The following is a 15,669-nucleotide window of genomic DNA, read 5'->3' as shown; positions in this document are numbered from 1 at the left end:
GAAGGTTTGAGCTCAGTGGTTGTGGCGGGGCGTGACGTCGGCGATGCGGCGGAACTGCAGGGCAAAGTCCAGCGTGGCGCCGTCGACCAACTGGCCGGTTTTTTCGCGGTACAGCGCCTCCCAGGGGGAGTGGCTGGCGGGAACGGGCGGGATGGGCAGCTCGCGGCGGCGGCGCTCAATTTCTTCGGGCGCGACCAGGGCGTCACAGCGGCCGGCCTGGAGGTCGATGCGGATGCGGTCGCCGCTTTGCAGCCAGCTCAGGCCACCGCCGACCGCGCTTTCGGGCGACACATTGAGGATGGAGGGGCTGTCGGCCGTGCCCGACTGGCGCCCGTCGCCGAGCGTTGGCAAGGTGGTGATGCCACGCTGGATCAGGGTGTCGGGCGGTTGCATGTTGACCACCTCGGCCGAGCCGGGCCAGCCAATGGGGCCGGCGCCGCGCATGACCAGGATGCAGTCCTCGTCGATGTTGAGGCTGGGGTCGTTGATGCGGGCGTGGTAGTCGTCGGCACCCTCGAACACCACGGCGCGGCCTTCAAAAATGCCCTCTTGGCCGGGGTGCTGCAGGTAGCGCTCGCGAAAGCGCTGCGAGATCACCGAGGTCTTGAGGATGCCGAAGTCAAACAAGTTGCCGCGCAGCACCAGGAAACCCGCGTTCTCCATCAGCGGCTGGTCGAAGGGTTTGATGACTTCGCGGTCGCGCGTCTCGCGGCCTTGCAGGTTGTGCGCCATGGTCTGGCCGGTGACGCTCAGGCAGTCGCCGTGCAGGCGCCCGGCTTGCAGCAGCTCCCACATCAGGGCGGGCACGCCGCCCGCGCGGAAGAAGCGCTCACCCAAGAACTGGCCTGCGGGCTGCATGTTGAGCAGCAGGGGCAGTTCGTAGCCGTGGTCGGTCCAGTCCTGCGGATGCAGCTCGACGCCGGCGTGGCGGGCCATGGCCATGAGGTGGACCTGGGCGTTGCTGGAGCCGCCCGCGCAGCTGATCACGGACAGCGCGTTCAAGAAGCTTTCGCGCGTCAGGATGCGCGAGGGGCGCAGGTCTTCGTAAGCCATCTCGACGATGCGGCGGCCGGTTTCGTAGGCCATCTGGCCCCGTTCGCGGTAGGGCGCGGGAATGGCGGCGCAGCCCGGCAGCGACAGGCCCAGGGCCTCGGCCACGGCGTTCATGGTGGAGGCCGTGCCCATGGTGTTGCAGTGGCCCGCCGAGGGCGCGCTGCTGCAGGCGCGCTGCAGGAATTCGTCTTCGTCGATCTCGCCAGCAGCCAGTTGGCGGCGGCTGCGCCAGATCACCGTGCCCGAGCCCACCAGTTCGCCGTTGTGCCAGCCATCCAGCATGGGGCCACCCGACAGCACGATGGCCGGGATGTCCACGGTGGAAGCGGCCATGATGCCGGCGGGCGTGGTCTTGTCGCAGCCGGTGGTCAGCACCACCGCGTCGATGGGGTAGCCATACAGGATCTCGACCAGGCCCAGGTAAGCCAGGTTGCGGTCCAGCGCGGCCGTGGGGCGGCGGCAGTTTTCAAAAATGGGGTGGACCGGGAACTCCATCGGGATGCCGCCCGCGTCACGGATGCCGTCGCGCACGCGCCGGGCCAGGTCCAGGTGAATGCGGTTGCAAGGCGACAGGTCACTGCCGGTCTGGGCGATGCCGATGATGGGCCGGCCCGAGCGCAGCTCTTCGGGGGTGAGCCCGTAGTTCATGAAGCGCTCGAGGTAGAGCGCAGTCATGTCCGAGCGCTCGGGGTCGGCGAACCAGTCGCGGGAACGGAAGGGGCGGCTGGGTTTCTTGTCCATGGTCATCGCGGCAGAAGAAAAATACAGGGAGAAAAAGACCGGGTCGCGGGGCACACGCCCCAGCACCCGGCCAGAAAAACAGACCTGACCGCCCAGGGCGGTCCGGCCGGGGACTTACTTGGCCGCAGCGGGGGCCGCCGGGGCGCTGCCGCGCACCTTGGCCAGTTCGCTGTTCAGCTCGCCGGTGGTGTCTTCACCAAACTCCTTGGCGTACTTGGCCAGCACGGGTTGCAGCTTGGTGCGCAGCTTGGCTTGTTCAGGCGCTGGCAGCTCGGTGACCTGCATGCCGACCTTCTTGAGCTCGGCCAGGGCCTTGTCGCTGAAGGCGCGGATGGTCTTGCGCTCGTACAGCGTGGCTTCACGGGCCGCTTCCTGGACGATTTTTTGCTCTTGGGCCGACAGGCCGTCCCAGGTCTTCTTGGACATCAGCACGGCCCAGGCGCTGTACATGTGGCGCGACAGCACCAGGTGTTTTTGCACTTCGTAGAACTTGCTGGCCAGGATGGTGGCAGGCGGGTTCTCTTGGCCGTCCACCGCCGACTGCTCCATGGCCGAATACAGCTCGGTGAAGGGCATGGGCGTGGCATTGGTGCCCAGGGCGTTGAAGGTGTCCAGGAACAGCGGGCTTTGGATCACGCGCAGCTTCAGGCCCACCAGGTCATCGGCCTTGGTGATGGCTCGGCGCGAGTTGGTGACGTGGCGGAAGCCGTTCTCCCAGTAGCCCAGGCCGACCAGGCCTTTTTCAGGCAGCTTGGCCAGCAGCTTCTGGCCAAAGGGACCGTCGAGCACGGCGTCGGCTTCTTGCTCGTTGTTGAAGGTCAGTGGCAGGTTCAGCACGCCGAAGGGCTTGATCAGCGACATCAGGGTGGAGGTGTCGGGCACCGTCATCTCCAGCGTGCCGCCGCGCAGGGCCGAGGTCATGCTGACGTCGTTGCCCAAGGAGCCGCTGGCGTACAGGCGCGCCACCATCTTGCCCCCGCTCTTGGCCGAGAGTTGCTCGGCAAAGTACTTGACCGCCAAGGCCTGGGGGTGGTCTTCGCTCAGACCGATGCCCACCTTGAACACATGCTCTTTGATTTGTGCAGACACCGGGCCTGCCAGAGCGGCCAGCACCGTGGCGGCCACGGCGAGGGATTTGAACTTCATGAAGGTCTCCATTGGTATGACTTGTCGCAGTGGGTCAGCCCACCGGCGCCCCGCGAACCCTCTCCAGGGCCGTCTTGACGCAGGCCAGAGGTTAGGCACAGCGCCCCCTGGGGTCCACTGAATTTTTTGCTAGGATCCATTCCAAATGCTTATGAGTCCAGACCCGTCAACGGGTAAACCCTTATCCATCGCCCAGGCCTTTGCCCGCCTGCGATTTCGGCATTTGCAGTTTTTGGACCTCCTGGACCAGACCCGCAACCTGCGCCTGACGGCCGAGCAGATGCACATCACGCAGCCGGCAGCCACCAAGATCCTGATGGACATCGAGGACATCCTGGGATCGCGCCTTTTTGACCGCCTCTCGCGCGGCATGCGGCCCAATGAGCTGGGCCTGTTCACCCTGCGCTACGCCCAAGGCGCGTTGGCCGGACACCGCCGATTTGTGGACGAATTCAACGCCCTCAAGCAAGGCGGCCATGGCCACCTGAGCGTGGGGGCCATCACCGGATCGGCCGCGCATTTGCTGACCGCTTCGGTGGCTGAAATCCAGCGCCTGCGCCCGCTGCTGGTGGTGAAAATCCTGGAGCAAAGCAGCGACCAGCTGATCGTGTGGCTGGCCGAGCGCAAGATCGATTTGATGATTGGCCGCTTCACCGACGAGTCGCAGCGCCCCCAGTTCCAATACGAGCGCTTGTCCAGCGAGCAGTTGCAGGTGGTGGCCGGCCTGAACCACCCGCTGCGCGGCGCCAATGACCTGCAACTGACGGAGCTGGCACGCTGGCCCTGGATTCTGTACCCCGCCTCCACCGCGGTGCGCAAGGTGTCAGACGACATCTTTGGCAGCACCGGCCTGGCGCCCACCTCGGGCGTGGTGGAGACGCCCTCCTTCTTGTTCGCGCTGGAGCTGATGCAGATCACCGACATGCTGTCCCTGCAGCCCACCGCCCTGGTCGACAAATACGTGGCCAAGGGCCTGCTGGCCAGGGTGCCGGTGGAGCTGCCCGACCGCATGCCCGACTACGGCCTGATCACCCGCCTGGACGAAACGCCCACGCCGTCGGCGCAGGCCTTCATCGAGGTGTTGCGGGGCGTGGCAGGGGTTCGGCCAGAGCCCCCCCACGACGAGGGCGGCACGGCCGGCCGGCCGGCTTGAGCACCGTGGCCAGCAATAACCCAGGGTTATGCCTTAGACGGGCTGGCGCGCACCAAGACCGAGGGCTGAGCCATCGCTGTGGCGCCCACTGCCGCAGCAGACTTGCTTCCGCCAAGGCCGCGTTTGCAGGGCGAGCCCAGCCACCGGCCGTGTCACAAACAAGGCCCCGCCAACGTCTGTTGGGCAGCCCCTGGGCGGTATGGCACCGATACCGGACGAGTCGCCGTCCCAGGATCACCTGTCTTTCACCCTGGAACACCGCATGGAAGATGCTGCCCTCACCTTCAATCGCCTCTGCCCGCGCCTGCAGGGCATCGCCTACCGCATGCTCGGCTCCGTCGCCGAGGCCGAAGACGTGGTGCAGGATGCATGGCTGCGCTGGCACGACACGGATCGCAGCGCCATCGCCAACGCCGAGGCCTGGCTGGTCACGATCGCCACACGGATCGCGATCGACCGGCTGCGCCGTGCCAAAGTACAGCGCGATCACTACGTCGGGTTTTGGCTGCCCGAGCCGCAACTGAGCGACTCGCCTGGCTCTCCCGAACTGCTGCTCGAGCGCGCTGACGAACTGTCGATGGCCTTTCTGACCCTGCTGGAGCGGCTGGCGCCAGCGTCACGGGCCGCCTTCCTGATGCGCGAGGTGTTCGACGCGGACTACACCGAAGTGGCACTCACCATCGGCAAGAGCGAGGCGGCATGCCGCCAAATGGTGAGCCGCGCCAAAGCCCAGTTGCGCGAGGCGCGACCACGCTACGAAGTGCCCCCGGAGGCCCACCTGCGGGTGATGCGCCAGTTCGCCGAAGCGCTGTCGCAGGGCGACTTCAGCTTGCTGAAGTCCCTGCTGAGCGACGAGGCGGAGCTGATCAGCGACGGGGGCGGCAAAGTGCCAAGCTTCGGCAAGCCACTGCGCGGAGACGCGCGCATCGCCCAGCTTTTCTATGCGGCGTCCCGGCGACTCCAGAGCGCGATGCGGATCGAACTGGCGGTGATCAATGGGCAATGGGGCGTGCTGCGCTTCATCGACGGTGTGCTCGAATCCGCGCAGGCCTATGAGACCGACGGTCAACGCATCGTGCGCATCCACGTGCAGCGCAACCCGGACAAGTTGATGCGCATGGCCGCGGCTCGCGCGCGCGCCTGAGCAGGTGCGTCACAAACCCGCAGGCTCACGCGTCTTCAGGGTGTGTGTTCTCAACCCTGACCGAAAGCGAGCTGCCAGCATGACCCAACGCCTCAACTACGTCGAACAATCGACCGCGTATTTCAAACACCTCGTGGCCTTCAGCACCGCGCTGAATGACAGCGCGATCGAGGAAGGCCTGCGCCACCTCGTCGAGATCCGCGCCTCCCAACTCAATGCTTGCGCCCTGTGCGTCGACATGCACATCAAACAGGCGACCCTCCACCGTGAGCGTGCGCTGCGCCTGCATCACCTGGCCATCTGGCGCGAGTCACCGCTGTTTTCATCGCGAGAGCGTGCCGCCCTGGCCTGGACCGAGGTGCTGACCAAGCTGCCCGAGCACGGCGTGCCCGACGAACTCTTCGAGCAGGTGCGAACGCAACTCTCAGAGAAAGAGGTGTCGGACCTGACCTTCATCGTGATGTCGATCAATGCGTGGAACCGCGCCAACGTGGCTTTCAAGACCGTGCCAGGCGCCTTCGATGCGGCCTTCGGCCTCGACAAGGCCCAACTCCAATGAGCATGGCACAGCACAGCGTGCTGACCGGCCTCACCGAGGCCCCGCCAACGGGCCGAGGAGGGCATCGCGGCAGACCGCCAAGATCTCGTCGGCGAGGGGCGAATCGTCTGGGCAGGCGCGCGACAGGATGATCGCGCCCAGCGCCGTCGAGACCATGTTCAAGGCCCTGGCACGCGATTCGCGGGCCGCGTCGGGGTCGGCGCCACCGCCAGCGCTCAAGGCCTCCAGCAGGCTTTCGATGCCAGCGGCAAAAGCGGCTCGCACGGCCTCGGGCTGACGCGCCGCGTCGCCCCCTAAAGCTGCCATGGTGCAACCCGTGCCGCGCCCGTCGCGGTGCTCACGGGACACATAAAGCCTGACGAAGGCCGCCGGATCCACACCGCCGCCCGTCAAGGCCACTGTGCGGGCGATGCCGCAGGCTGTGGATTCGGCGATCAGGTCGGTCTTGGAGCCGAACTGCTTGTAGAAGCCGCCATGCGTGAAGCCCGCTGCAGCCATCAGATCCGCCACGCCCACGCCGTCGTAGCCGCGCTCACGGAACAACTGGGACGCGGTTTCCACGACGTGGGCCCGATTCGCCTGCGCTTGTGCCTTGGTGACTTTCATCGCTTGTTTGCCTCGTGGTACTGCGGTGCCGCGATTCTATATTGATGTCGACCATCATCAAACTCTTGACTTTTTAGATTACGAACATCATCATTAATACCAGGAGACACCCCCAGCGGTGCTTCCGGACCGCGAACGCGGGCCGCCGCAGGCGAGCCCGAACGCGGCCAAGCCCACTCAACATCGACACCCATCGGCACCTTGTGCCAGGAGCAAGACCCCATGACCACCCTCCCCACCGTCCTCGTCACCGGCGCCTCCAGCGGCATTGGCGCTGTCTACGCCGAGCGCTTCGCCCAGCGCGGCCACCCTTTGGTGCTGGTCGCGCGCGACCAGTCCCGGCTCGATGCCCTGGCGGCTGGCTTGCGCCAGGCCCACGGGGTGTCGGTCGATGTGCTGCCAGCCGACCTCACACAGCCGGCTGACCTGGCCGCGGTCGAAGCCCGCCTGCGCGAGGACGCGCGCATCGGCGTCCTGATCAACAACGCCGGCATGGCCCAGTCCGGCGGCTTCCTGCAACTGAGCGCAGCCGACATCGACCAGCTGATCACCCTCAACACCACGGCCGTGGCTCGGCTGGCCGCCGCCGTGGCGCCACGCCTGGCACAGGCTGGCACCGGCGCCATCGTGAACATCGGCTCCGTGGTGGGCTTGGCGCCCGAGTTCGGCATGACCTTGTATGGCGCGACCAAGGCTTTCGTGTTGTTCCTGTCACAAGGCTTGAACGTGGAGCTGTCGCCCAAGGGGGTCTATGTGCAAGCGGTGCTGCCGGCGGCCACGCGCACCGAGATCTGGCAGCGCGCCGGCGTGGACATCAACACCCTCCCCGAGGTCATGGCGGTGGACGAGTTGGTCGACGCGGCGCTGATCGGCTACGACCGCCGCGAACTCGTCACCATCCCGCCACTCCATGTGGCCCAACGCTGGGACGCCCTGGACGGCGCACGCCAAGGCCTGCTGTCGGACATCCGGCAGGCCCATGCGGCCGACCGCTACCGCGCCCAGGCCTGAGCCCAGCACGCCGCCCCCCTTGGAGCCCTGCGATGCACCGCCTCTTTTTCAAATCAAGGTTCTTTGCGCTGGTGCTGTCTGGCGCCCTGGTCAGCGCCAACACCTGCGCGGGTGACCCCCCCGCCCTCAGCGAGCGGCCTCTGGTGGCTCAGCAGGCGCAAGGCGAGACCTGGAAGCACGTTCCGACGCGCCAGGTCACGGCCGGCGACGTAACCTTCGCCTACCGCGAACTCGGCCAACACCACGGTGGCACGCCGGTGCTGCTGCTCGCCCACCTGGCCGCCGTGCTGGACCACTGGGACCCGCGCATCGTCGATGGGCTGGCCGCCCAACACCACGTCATTGCCTTCGACAACCGAGGCGTGGGGGCCTCCACCGGCGCCCCGGCCAACACGATCGAACAAATGGCCGACGACGCCCTCCGCTTCATGGACGCCAAGGGGCTCCAGCAGGTCGACCTGTTTGGCTTTTCGATGGGCGGGATGATTTCACAAGAGATCGTGCTCCGGGAACCTCAACGGGTGCGCAAGATGATCCTGGCAGGCACCGGCCCCGCCGGGGGCGCGGGCATCAGCACGGTGGCGGCGGTGGCCAACTACGACCTCGTCCGGGCCACGCTGACGGGCCAGGACCCGAAGCAGTACCTCTTCTTCACCCGCACTGCCGAAGGCATCCAATCCGGCCAGGCCTTTCTCCAGCGCTTGCAGGAGCGCACAGACCACCGCGATGCCGACATCAGCCTGTGGGCCTATGTGTCGCAGCTGCAGGCACTGGCCGCCTGGGGACAGAAGCGCCCGGCCGCCCTCTCGGTCATCCAACAACCGGTGCTGGTGGCCAATGGCGAGGACGACCGGATGGTGCCCACGGACAACTCACGCGACCTGGCACAGCGGCTGCCCCATGCACAGCTGATCCTCTACCCGGACGCCGGGCACGGCGGCATCTTCCAGTACCACGAAGACTTCGTGCCCAAGGCACGGGCCTTCCTGTCCCACTGAGCACCGCGGCTGAGCCAGCCCCCCTCCGAGACCCCAAGAACACGAAAGCAGACATGAAAGCACTCACCTTCCAACGCTACGGCAAGTCGCCCGACATCGGGTTCAGCGAGGTGGAGCCACCCACGCTGCAGCCAGACGAGATGCTGGTTCAGGTCCACGCCGCCGCCGTGAACCCCATCGACAACATGGTCACGGCAGGCACCTTCAAGCCGATCCTGCACTTCACGTTCCCGGCGACCCTGGGCAGCGATCTGGCGGGTCTGGTGGTGGCCGTGGGCAGCCGCGTGACGCGCTTCAAACCCGGTGATGAGGTCTATGCCAGCCTGTTTGACTCGGGCAAGGGGTCTCTGGCCGAGTTCGCGGCCGTGCCGGAAAGCGCGGCAGCGCTGAAGCCACCGCACCTTGATTTTGTGCAGGCGGCCTCGGTGCCCATGGTGGCGCTGACCGCGTGGCAAGCGATGACGGAGCGCCTCCAACTGCGCCCTGGTCAAAAGGTGTTCATCCCGGCGGGCTCGGGCGGCATCGGGACCTTGGCCATCCAGCTGGCTCACCACCTGGGCGCCCAGGTGGGCACCACGGTCAGCGCGGGCAACATCGAGCTGGTCCGCAGCCTGGGCGCCAACGAGATCATCGACTACAAAGTGCAGGACTTCTCGCAAGTGCTGCGCGGCTACGACGCCGTGCTGGGCACCGTCAAGGGCGATGCCATCGAAAAGTCACTGAACATCCTCAAGCCGGGCGGCCGGATCGTCTCGCTCGTGGGCCCGCTGGATGCCCGCTTTGCCGAAGCCAGGAAGCTCAATGTCATCCTGAAGCTGGTGTTCGGCCTGATGAGCCGCCAGATCATCCAGCGGTCTCGGCAGAAACAGATTGACTACGGCTTTTTGTTCGTGCGCCCCGATAGCGCTCAGCTGGCCCGCATCGGCGAGCTGCTCAGCGCGGGCAGTATCCGCCCAGTCATCGACCAGGTCTTCCCCTTCGACCAGGCCAAGGAGGCCTTGGCCTATTTGGCGCTGGGTCGGGCCAAAGGGAAGGTGGTCGTCAAGATCCGGTGAGGGGCTCGGTTCGAGCCTGGTCGCGACAGGCCTCGAACAAGACCTCACGCGCCCAGCGCTGCCCGGCATCGCGGTGGTTCCGTTCGTGCCACACCGCGAGCTTGGTGAAGCCGGGGATCGCCAGCGGAGGCGCCCAGGTGAGCAGGCCACTTTCGGGCGTGATCAAGCGCGCTGGGGCCACCGCGATCAGGTCAGTGCGGCGGATCAACTCCGGCAGCATCAAGAAGCTGCCCACCGACACGGCCACCCGGCGCTGGCGTCCCAGCTCGGCCAGCGAACGGTCGGTGATGCCTTCAAACGGAGCGCCGCCATAAGAGACCAGTGCGTGATCCAGCGCACAAAAAGTGTCCAGCGTCATCGGCCCATCGGCCAGCGCAGGGTGATCGCGGCGCGCGACCACCACGTAGCGCTCCTCAAACAGGTGGCGAGCATGGGAATCCGGCAGTGCCGCCTGAGGGGTGGTCAGCGCCAGGTCCACCTCGCCGCGCTCGAGTTGGGCCGCGATGCGGCCCTCGTCGATGGGGCGCACGGCCACGCGGACCAGGGGCGCCTGCGCCTGCAGCGCCCCCAGCCAAGGTAACACGACGGCACGCAGCGCGTAGTCGGTCGCGGCCACACTCAAGGTCAAGGTCGCCGTGGCGGGATCGAAACTCAAAGGTTGCAGCATGGCAGCCACCTCCACCAGCACCTGGCGCACGGCAGGGGCCAGGGACTCGGCGCGCGCCGTTGGCACCACACCGCGGGCGCTGCGCACAAACAAGGGGTCGTTGAAAGCCTCCCGCAAGCGGGTGAGCATGCCGCTGACAGCAGGTTGCGTCAGCGCCAACCGGGCCGCTGCACGGGTGACGCTGCGCTCGTCCATCAAGGCATCAAAGGCCTTCAGGAGGTTGAGGTCCAGGGTTCTGATATCAGCCATTCTGATGATTTTTATACAAAACTACGATTGGATTTATGGATCAACCCTCTCCATCATTCACATCCTTGCGGACGACACCCTGTTGTCCGCCCGAACCCTGACTGTTTGAGAGCGCTTTCCCATGCAACAAAACGCCATTCTTTGGCCCGAGGGCTATGTCCCGGGCACCACCGACAACTACTGCTCCAACGAGCTCATCGCCGCCGGCCTGAGCGCCGCCGAGGTCTGGCCGCTGCTGATCACGCCCTCCTTGTGGCCGACGTACTACGCCAACTCGGCCAACGTGCGCTTCCATGGTGACCGCGGCCCCGTGTTGGCCAATGGCGATCGCTTTGACTTCGAGACCTTTGGCTTCCCCGTGCAGGCGCGCTGCAATGAGTTCGTGCCCCCTTCGGAGGGGCAGCCTGGTCGTGTGGCCTGGCATGGCTGGGCCGGTGAGCCTGGCGCGGCCGACCGCCTGGATGTGCACCACGCCTGGTTGGTGGAAGACCTGGCGGGCGGCCGGGTGCGCATCTTGACGCAGGAGACCCAGAAAGGCGCCCCCGCCGTCGAATTGGCCTGCGCCAAGCCCAACCCCATGATCAATGGGCACCAGGAATGGCTGGAGGGCCTGATCGCGCAGGCCCGCCGCCAGCGCGGCGAGGTCTGAGGAGGGGCGACGCTTCCGTCACGGACTGAGAGGGCCTGGGGCCTCGCCCGCAGCGGCGATGGAACCCACATGTCCCGCGGAGACCTCGGCCCAGAGGGATTCAGCGGCTTTGCCCAGCACGCCCTGAGCTCGGTACAGGCGGATCTCCAGCTCCAAACTCCACAGGGCGGCTGCGGCCGGCACCATGCGACCAGCAGCAAGGTCCTCCTTGATAAGGCTTTGGGGCAACCAAGCCAAACCTCGCCCATCCAGAACCAGGGTTCTCAGGACAGAGGCGAGATGAGCCGAGAAAACCGTGTGGGTCGCCATCTTGGCCTGCGACAGATCCCGGGTTTCCCGCAGAATTCGACCCAATCCAGATTCAGCGCTGTAACTGAGCCAGGCCACAGGCCCGGCTTCCCCCTGCAGTGGATGGATTGCCTTGCCGTTGGCATCGGGAGCGCTGACCGGCATCAAGACGTCAGTTCCCACCTGCACCGAAGCGAAGCCCAGCAGATCCAAGCGGCCGGGCACTTGAGCATGGGCGTGGCACAGACAGAACTGCACCTTACTCTGTTCCAACAAGGCCTCACAGCGTTGCAGAACATCCGAACCCAGCTGCACCGTGCATTGCGTCGTCAAGGACTCATACTGCCGCAGCCAGCCGGGCACAAACGAAAACGAGAGGGCATGCGTGGCCGCCAGCTTCAGGACGTTGGCGTTTGCCTCGGCCACAGCACAGGCCTCTCCCGGGATGCGCGCCACTTGGTCCAGCAAATCCTGCGCGATCTGTTGAAACCACAGCCCCGCCTCCGTGAGCCGCACGGGTTGAGAACTGCGGTCGAACAAATCAGTACCCATCCACTCTTCCAACGCCTTAACCCGTCGACCAAAAGCGGGCTGGGTCATGTGTCGCTCATCGGCGGCGCGCGAAAAATTACCAGTGGCCGAAAGGGCCAGGAAATCATCAAGCCAAGAGAGGTTCATGGGCAGTGCTTTGAAAGCATCGAAGAGAAGAAAAACAGCATTGGTCAAGCGCGCTGCGGCCAAAGATCATAGCGGTCCTCAAGCAACCAACTCACCAGGAGACCCGCATGAAGATCGTTGATATCCGAGAGATCACTCTGCCCATCAGTTCGCCCATCCGCAATGCCTACATCGACTTCAGCAAGATGACGCTGAGCCTGGTGGCCGTGATCACCGACGTGATCCGCGATGGCAAACCGGTGGTGGGCTATGGCTTCAACTCGAACGGTCGCTACGGCCAAGGCAAGCTGATGCGCGAGCGCTTCATCCCCCGTGTGCTCGAAGCCCAACCCGACAGCCTGATCGACGACAGCGGTAAGAACCTGTGCCCGCACAAGATCTGGAACACCATGTTCACCAACGAGAAGCCTGGTGGCCATGGCGAGCGCTCAGTGGCCATTGGCACCATCGACATGGCGGTCTGGGATGCGGTCGCCAAGATCGAGCAAAAGCCCCTGTTCCAACTGCTGGCGGATCGCTATGGCGACGGTCAGGCCAACCGCAAGATCTTTGTCTACGCAGCCGGTGGCTACTACTACCCGGGCCAGGACCACAACCAGCTCAAAGACGAGATGCGCAGCTACATCGACCGCGGCTACACCGTGGTCAAGAAGAAGATTGGTGGCGCCTCGCTGGACGAAGACCTGCGCCGCATTGACTCGATCCTGAGCGTGCTGCAAGACGGCCAGAAGCTGTGCGTCGATGCCAACGGCCGCTTTGACCTGGACACCGCCATCCAGTACGCCAAGGCCTTGTCCCAATACGACCTGTTCTGGTACGAAGAGCCGGGTGACCCGCTGGACTTCGAGCTGCAGGCCACGCTGCGCAACTACTACAAAAACCCCATGGCCACCGGCGAAGACCTGTTCTCCATGCAAGACGCGCGCAACCTGATCCGCTACGGTGGCATGCGCCCGGACCGCGACTGGCTGCAATTCGACTGCGCCCTGAGCTATGGCCTGGTCGAGTACCTGCGCACGCTGGACATGCTCAGGGAACACGGCTGGTCGGCCAGCCGCTGCATCCCGCACGGCGGGCACCAGATGTCACTGAACATCGCGGCCGGCCTGGGCCTGGGCGGCAACGAATCCTATCCGGACCTGTTCCAGCCTTTTGGCGGCTTCCCGGACGGCGTCAAGGTCATCGACGGTCATGTGACCCTGCCAGACCTGCCAGGTATCGGCTTCGAGGGCAAGGCCGACCTGTTTGCCCACATGCAAACCCTGTCCGCCTGACCCTGCCAGCGCCACCACAAAGGAGACAACATCATGGGCATTTGGAACCTCAAGGGCGTGGCCGCAGCCGCGACCCTGCTCACCGCCAGCCACTTTGCCTGGGCAGACTACCCGGACAAGCCGGTGGTGCTGGTCGTCCCCTTTGCGGCGGGCGGCCCCAGCGACAAGATTGCACGGGACCTGGCCGACGCGCTGCGCAAGCCCTTGGCTCAGACCGTCATCGTCGACAACACCGCCGGCGCCGGCGGCACCATCGGATCGGCCCGCGTGGCACGGGCCGCCCCCGATGGCTACACCCTGTTGGTACACCACATTGGCATGGCCACAGCCCCCGCGCTCTACAAGAAACTGCCTTACAAGGTGCCCGAGGATTTCGAGCCCCTGGGCTTGATCAACGAAGCCCCCTCAACCCTGGTCGGTCGCCCGAGCCTGCCAGTCAACCAGTTCGCCGAACTGCGCAAATGGATCGCTGCCAACGAGGGCAAGGTCAACATCGCCAACGCGGGCGTCGGCTCCGCCTCGCACCTGTGCGGCCTGCTGCTGCAGGCCAGCCTGGCGTCCAAGATGATCCCGGTGCCCTACAAAGGCACGGCGCCCGCCATGACCGACCTCATGGGCGGCCAGGTCGATTTGATGTGTGAGCAGGCCACCAACGCGGTGCCCCAGATCGAGGCCAAGAAGATCAAGCTGTTTGGCGTCACGAGCAAGCAAAAGCTGCCCCTGCCAGCACTGGCCCAGGCACCCACCCTGGCCGAAGCGGGTCTGGCAGGCTTTGAAATGACCGTCTGGCACGGTCTCTACGCCCCCAGAGGCACGCCCGCCGCGGTGCTGGCCAAACTGAACACCGCTTTGCGCAGCGCCCTCAAGGACCCCGAACTCATCAAGCGCCAAGAAGCCCTGGGGGTGCGCGTGGTGACGGACGCCCGCCTGGAGCCGGTCGAGCACAGGAAGTTTGTCGAAGCCGAACTGCAGCGCTGGAGCAAGGTGATCAGGGACGCCGGCGAGAGCGCCGACTGAAGACCGCCCCCAGCAAGGACCTGCCGCCCCGAGCCCCAGTGCCCCGGGGCGGGCGCCCCAGGATGCCCTGGGTTCCACCGCCCCACCCGTCAGCCCCATGCCCCGCCCCGCCCCGCCTCTCCCCCAGCCCACGGCCGCCAAATGGCACAACGCCTTTGACGAAGCACTGAGCCTGGAGGCGCTGGTGCAACGCAGACAACGCCTGCCCCAGGTGCCCCACCCGACGCCAACGCCCCCAGAGGCCGAGCCCCTCAGCCCCTTTTCAGCCCCCTCCCAACGCCCATGAAGCACAACACCACCGGCGACCAGCGACAGGCCGCATTGAACTACCACGCCCTCCCGACCCCCGGCAAAGTGGCCATCGCGGCCACCAAGCAATTGGTCAACCAACACGACCTGGCCCTGGCCTATTCGCCTGGCGTGGCTGCGCCTTGTGAAGAAATCGTCAAAGACCCCAACGCCGCTTTCAAATACACCAGCCGCGGCAACCTGGTGGCCGTGATCACCAACGGCACCGCCGTGCTCGGTCTGGGCAACATCGGCCCGCTGGCCGCCAAGCCCGTCATGGAAGGCAAGGGCGTGTTGTTCAAGAAGTTCGCCGGCATCGATGTGTTCGACATCGAAATCGATGAACAAAAAGACCTGGACAAGCTGGTCGACATCATTGCCTCGCTCGAGCCCACCTTCGGTGGCATCAACCTCGAAGACATCAAGGCCCCCGACTGCTTCTACGTCGAGCGCAAGCTGCGCGAACGCATGAAGATCCCCGTCTTCCACGACGACCAGCACGGCACCGCCGTCGTGGTGGGCGCGGCCCTGCTCAACGGCCTGAAGGTCGTGGGCAAGGACATCCAGGACGTCAAGCTGGTCACCTCGGGGGCCGGCGCCGCGGCCCTGGCCTGCCTGAGCCTGCTGCTCAAGCTGGGCCTGCCGCGCGAGAACATCTTCGTCACCGACCTGGCGGGCGTGGTCTACGAAGGCCGCACCGAGCTGATGGACGAGGACAAGATCCAGTTCGCCCAAAAGACCGAGGCCCGCACCCTGAGCCAGATCATCGAAGGCGCGGATGTCTTCCTGGGCCTGTCCGCCGGTGGCGTGCTCAAGCCCGAGATGGTCGCCAAGATGGCCGCCAAGCCGCTGATTTTCGCGATGGCCAACCCGACGCCCGAGATCCTGCCCGAGGAAGTCAAGGCGGTGCGCGACGACGCCATCATGGCCACGGGGAGGTCGGACTTTCCCAACCAAGTCAACAATCTTTTGTGCTTCCCGTACATCTTCCGCGGCGCGCTGGATGCGGGCGCTTCGACCATCACGGTCGAGATGGAAATCGCCGCCGTGCACGCGATCGCCGAGCTGGCCCAGGCCGAGCAAAGCGAAGTGG

16 protein-coding genes are annotated in these 15,669 nt (G+C 65.6%); 11 read left to right on the top strand and 5 right to left on the bottom strand.

The window, feature by feature from the left end; translation table 11 throughout:
* Positions 1 to 12: 12 nt before the first annotated feature.
* Complete coding sequence (locus PSQ39_RS05180; protein WP_273925655.1) at positions 13 to 1,794, bottom strand: IlvD/Edd family dehydratase; 1,782 nt, start codon at positions 1,792 to 1,794, stop codon at positions 13 to 15.
* 114 nt (positions 1,795 to 1,908) lie between these two features.
* Positions 1,909 to 2,940, bottom strand: a complete 1,032-nt coding sequence (locus PSQ39_RS05175; RefSeq protein WP_273925654.1) for a TRAP transporter substrate-binding protein — start codon at positions 2,938 to 2,940, stop codon at positions 1,909 to 1,911.
* A gap of 145 nt (positions 2,941 to 3,085) precedes the next feature.
* Between PSQ39_RS05175 and PSQ39_RS05170 the strand changes: the two genes are divergently transcribed.
* The 3 genes from PSQ39_RS05170 (at position 3,086) to PSQ39_RS05160 (ending at position 5,796) form a co-directional block, all read left to right on the top strand.
* Positions 3,086 to 4,093: a LysR substrate-binding domain-containing protein gene (locus tag PSQ39_RS05170; protein ID WP_273925653.1), complete on the top strand. Its 1,008-nt coding sequence runs from the start codon at positions 3,086 to 3,088 to the stop codon at positions 4,091 to 4,093.
* A gap of 262 nt (positions 4,094 to 4,355) precedes the next feature.
* Positions 4,356 to 5,237 (top strand): RNA polymerase sigma-70 factor, encoded by an 882-nt coding sequence (locus tag PSQ39_RS05165; protein ID WP_273925652.1) that lies wholly within the window; start codon positions 4,356 to 4,358, stop codon positions 5,235 to 5,237.
* A gap of 79 nt (positions 5,238 to 5,316) precedes the next feature.
* Positions 5,317 to 5,796, top strand: a complete 480-nt coding sequence (locus tag PSQ39_RS05160) for a carboxymuconolactone decarboxylase family protein (protein WP_273925651.1) — start codon at positions 5,317 to 5,319, stop codon at positions 5,794 to 5,796.
* Between the two features lie 30 nt (positions 5,797 to 5,826).
* Here the strand turns inward: PSQ39_RS05160 and PSQ39_RS05155 are convergent, their stop codons facing one another.
* Positions 5,827 to 6,402, bottom strand: coding sequence for a TetR/AcrR family transcriptional regulator (locus PSQ39_RS05155; RefSeq protein ID WP_273925650.1), 576 nt, complete (start codon positions 6,400 to 6,402; stop codon positions 5,827 to 5,829).
* A 222-nt stretch (positions 6,403 to 6,624) separates the two neighbouring features.
* Between PSQ39_RS05155 and PSQ39_RS05150 the strand changes: the two genes are divergently transcribed.
* From PSQ39_RS05150 to PSQ39_RS05140, 3 genes are read left to right on the top strand one after another with little or no spacing between them, the layout of a single operon-like run.
* Complete coding sequence (locus tag PSQ39_RS05150; protein ID WP_273925649.1) at positions 6,625 to 7,413, top strand: SDR family NAD(P)-dependent oxidoreductase; 789 nt, start codon at positions 6,625 to 6,627, stop codon at positions 7,411 to 7,413.
* Between the two features lie 32 nt (positions 7,414 to 7,445).
* Positions 7,446 to 8,411, top strand: a complete 966-nt coding sequence (locus tag PSQ39_RS05145) for an alpha/beta fold hydrolase (protein WP_273925648.1) — start codon at positions 7,446 to 7,448, stop codon at positions 8,409 to 8,411.
* A 53-nt stretch (positions 8,412 to 8,464) separates the two neighbouring features.
* Positions 8,465 to 9,466, top strand: a complete 1,002-nt coding sequence (locus tag PSQ39_RS05140; protein ID WP_273925647.1) for an NADP-dependent oxidoreductase — start codon at positions 8,465 to 8,467, stop codon at positions 9,464 to 9,466.
* On the opposite strand, the gene PSQ39_RS05135 is transcribed toward PSQ39_RS05140, so the two are convergent.
* Positions 9,453 to 10,382, bottom strand: coding sequence for a LysR family transcriptional regulator (locus PSQ39_RS05135; protein WP_273925646.1), 930 nt, complete (start codon positions 10,380 to 10,382; stop codon positions 9,453 to 9,455). The two genes, PSQ39_RS05140 and PSQ39_RS05135, sit on opposite strands and share 14 nt — an antisense overlap.
* Positions 10,383 to 10,503: 121 nt before the next feature.
* Between PSQ39_RS05135 and PSQ39_RS05130 the strand changes: the two genes are divergently transcribed.
* On the top strand, positions 10,504 to 11,031 hold the full coding sequence (locus tag PSQ39_RS05130) for an SRPBCC family protein (RefSeq protein WP_273925645.1): 528 nt from the start codon (positions 10,504 to 10,506) through the stop codon (positions 11,029 to 11,031).
* An 18-nt stretch (positions 11,032 to 11,049) separates the two neighbouring features.
* On the opposite strand, the gene PSQ39_RS05125 is transcribed toward PSQ39_RS05130, so the two are convergent.
* Positions 11,050 to 12,045, bottom strand: coding sequence for a LysR family transcriptional regulator (locus PSQ39_RS05125; protein WP_337961366.1), 996 nt, complete (start codon positions 12,043 to 12,045; stop codon positions 11,050 to 11,052).
* Positions 12,046 to 12,104: 59 nt separating this feature from the next.
* Here PSQ39_RS05125 and PSQ39_RS05120 point away from each other — a divergent pair, with 59 nt between their 5' ends.
* From PSQ39_RS05120 to PSQ39_RS05105, 4 genes are all read left to right on the top strand, one after another.
* Positions 12,105 to 13,271, top strand: a complete 1,167-nt coding sequence (locus PSQ39_RS05120; RefSeq protein WP_273925644.1) for a mandelate racemase/muconate lactonizing enzyme family protein — start codon at positions 12,105 to 12,107, stop codon at positions 13,269 to 13,271.
* A 33-nt stretch (positions 13,272 to 13,304) separates the two neighbouring features.
* Complete coding sequence (locus PSQ39_RS05115; RefSeq protein ID WP_273925643.1) at positions 13,305 to 14,288, top strand: tripartite tricarboxylate transporter substrate-binding protein; 984 nt, start codon at positions 13,305 to 13,307, stop codon at positions 14,286 to 14,288.
* 97 nt (positions 14,289 to 14,385) lie between these two features.
* The gene (locus tag PSQ39_RS05110; RefSeq protein ID WP_273925642.1) at positions 14,386 to 14,574 is read left to right on the top strand and encodes a hypothetical protein; all 189 of its coding nucleotides are present in this window, start codon (positions 14,386 to 14,388) and stop codon (positions 14,572 to 14,574) included.
* Positions 14,571 to 15,669: malic enzyme-like NAD(P)-binding protein (locus PSQ39_RS05105; protein WP_337961927.1), on the top strand; the 1,099-nt coding region annotated here is incomplete at its 3' end. The genes PSQ39_RS05110 and PSQ39_RS05105, both read left to right, overlap by 4 nt.

It is taken from the genome of Curvibacter microcysteis, assembly GCF_028649455.1.
GTDB classification, from domain to species: domain Bacteria; phylum Pseudomonadota; class Gammaproteobacteria; order Burkholderiales; family Burkholderiaceae_C; genus Curvibacter; species Curvibacter microcysteis.
The sequence above is the reverse complement of the archived record's forward strand: the minus strand, read 5'-3'. Positions and strand labels throughout refer to the sequence as shown.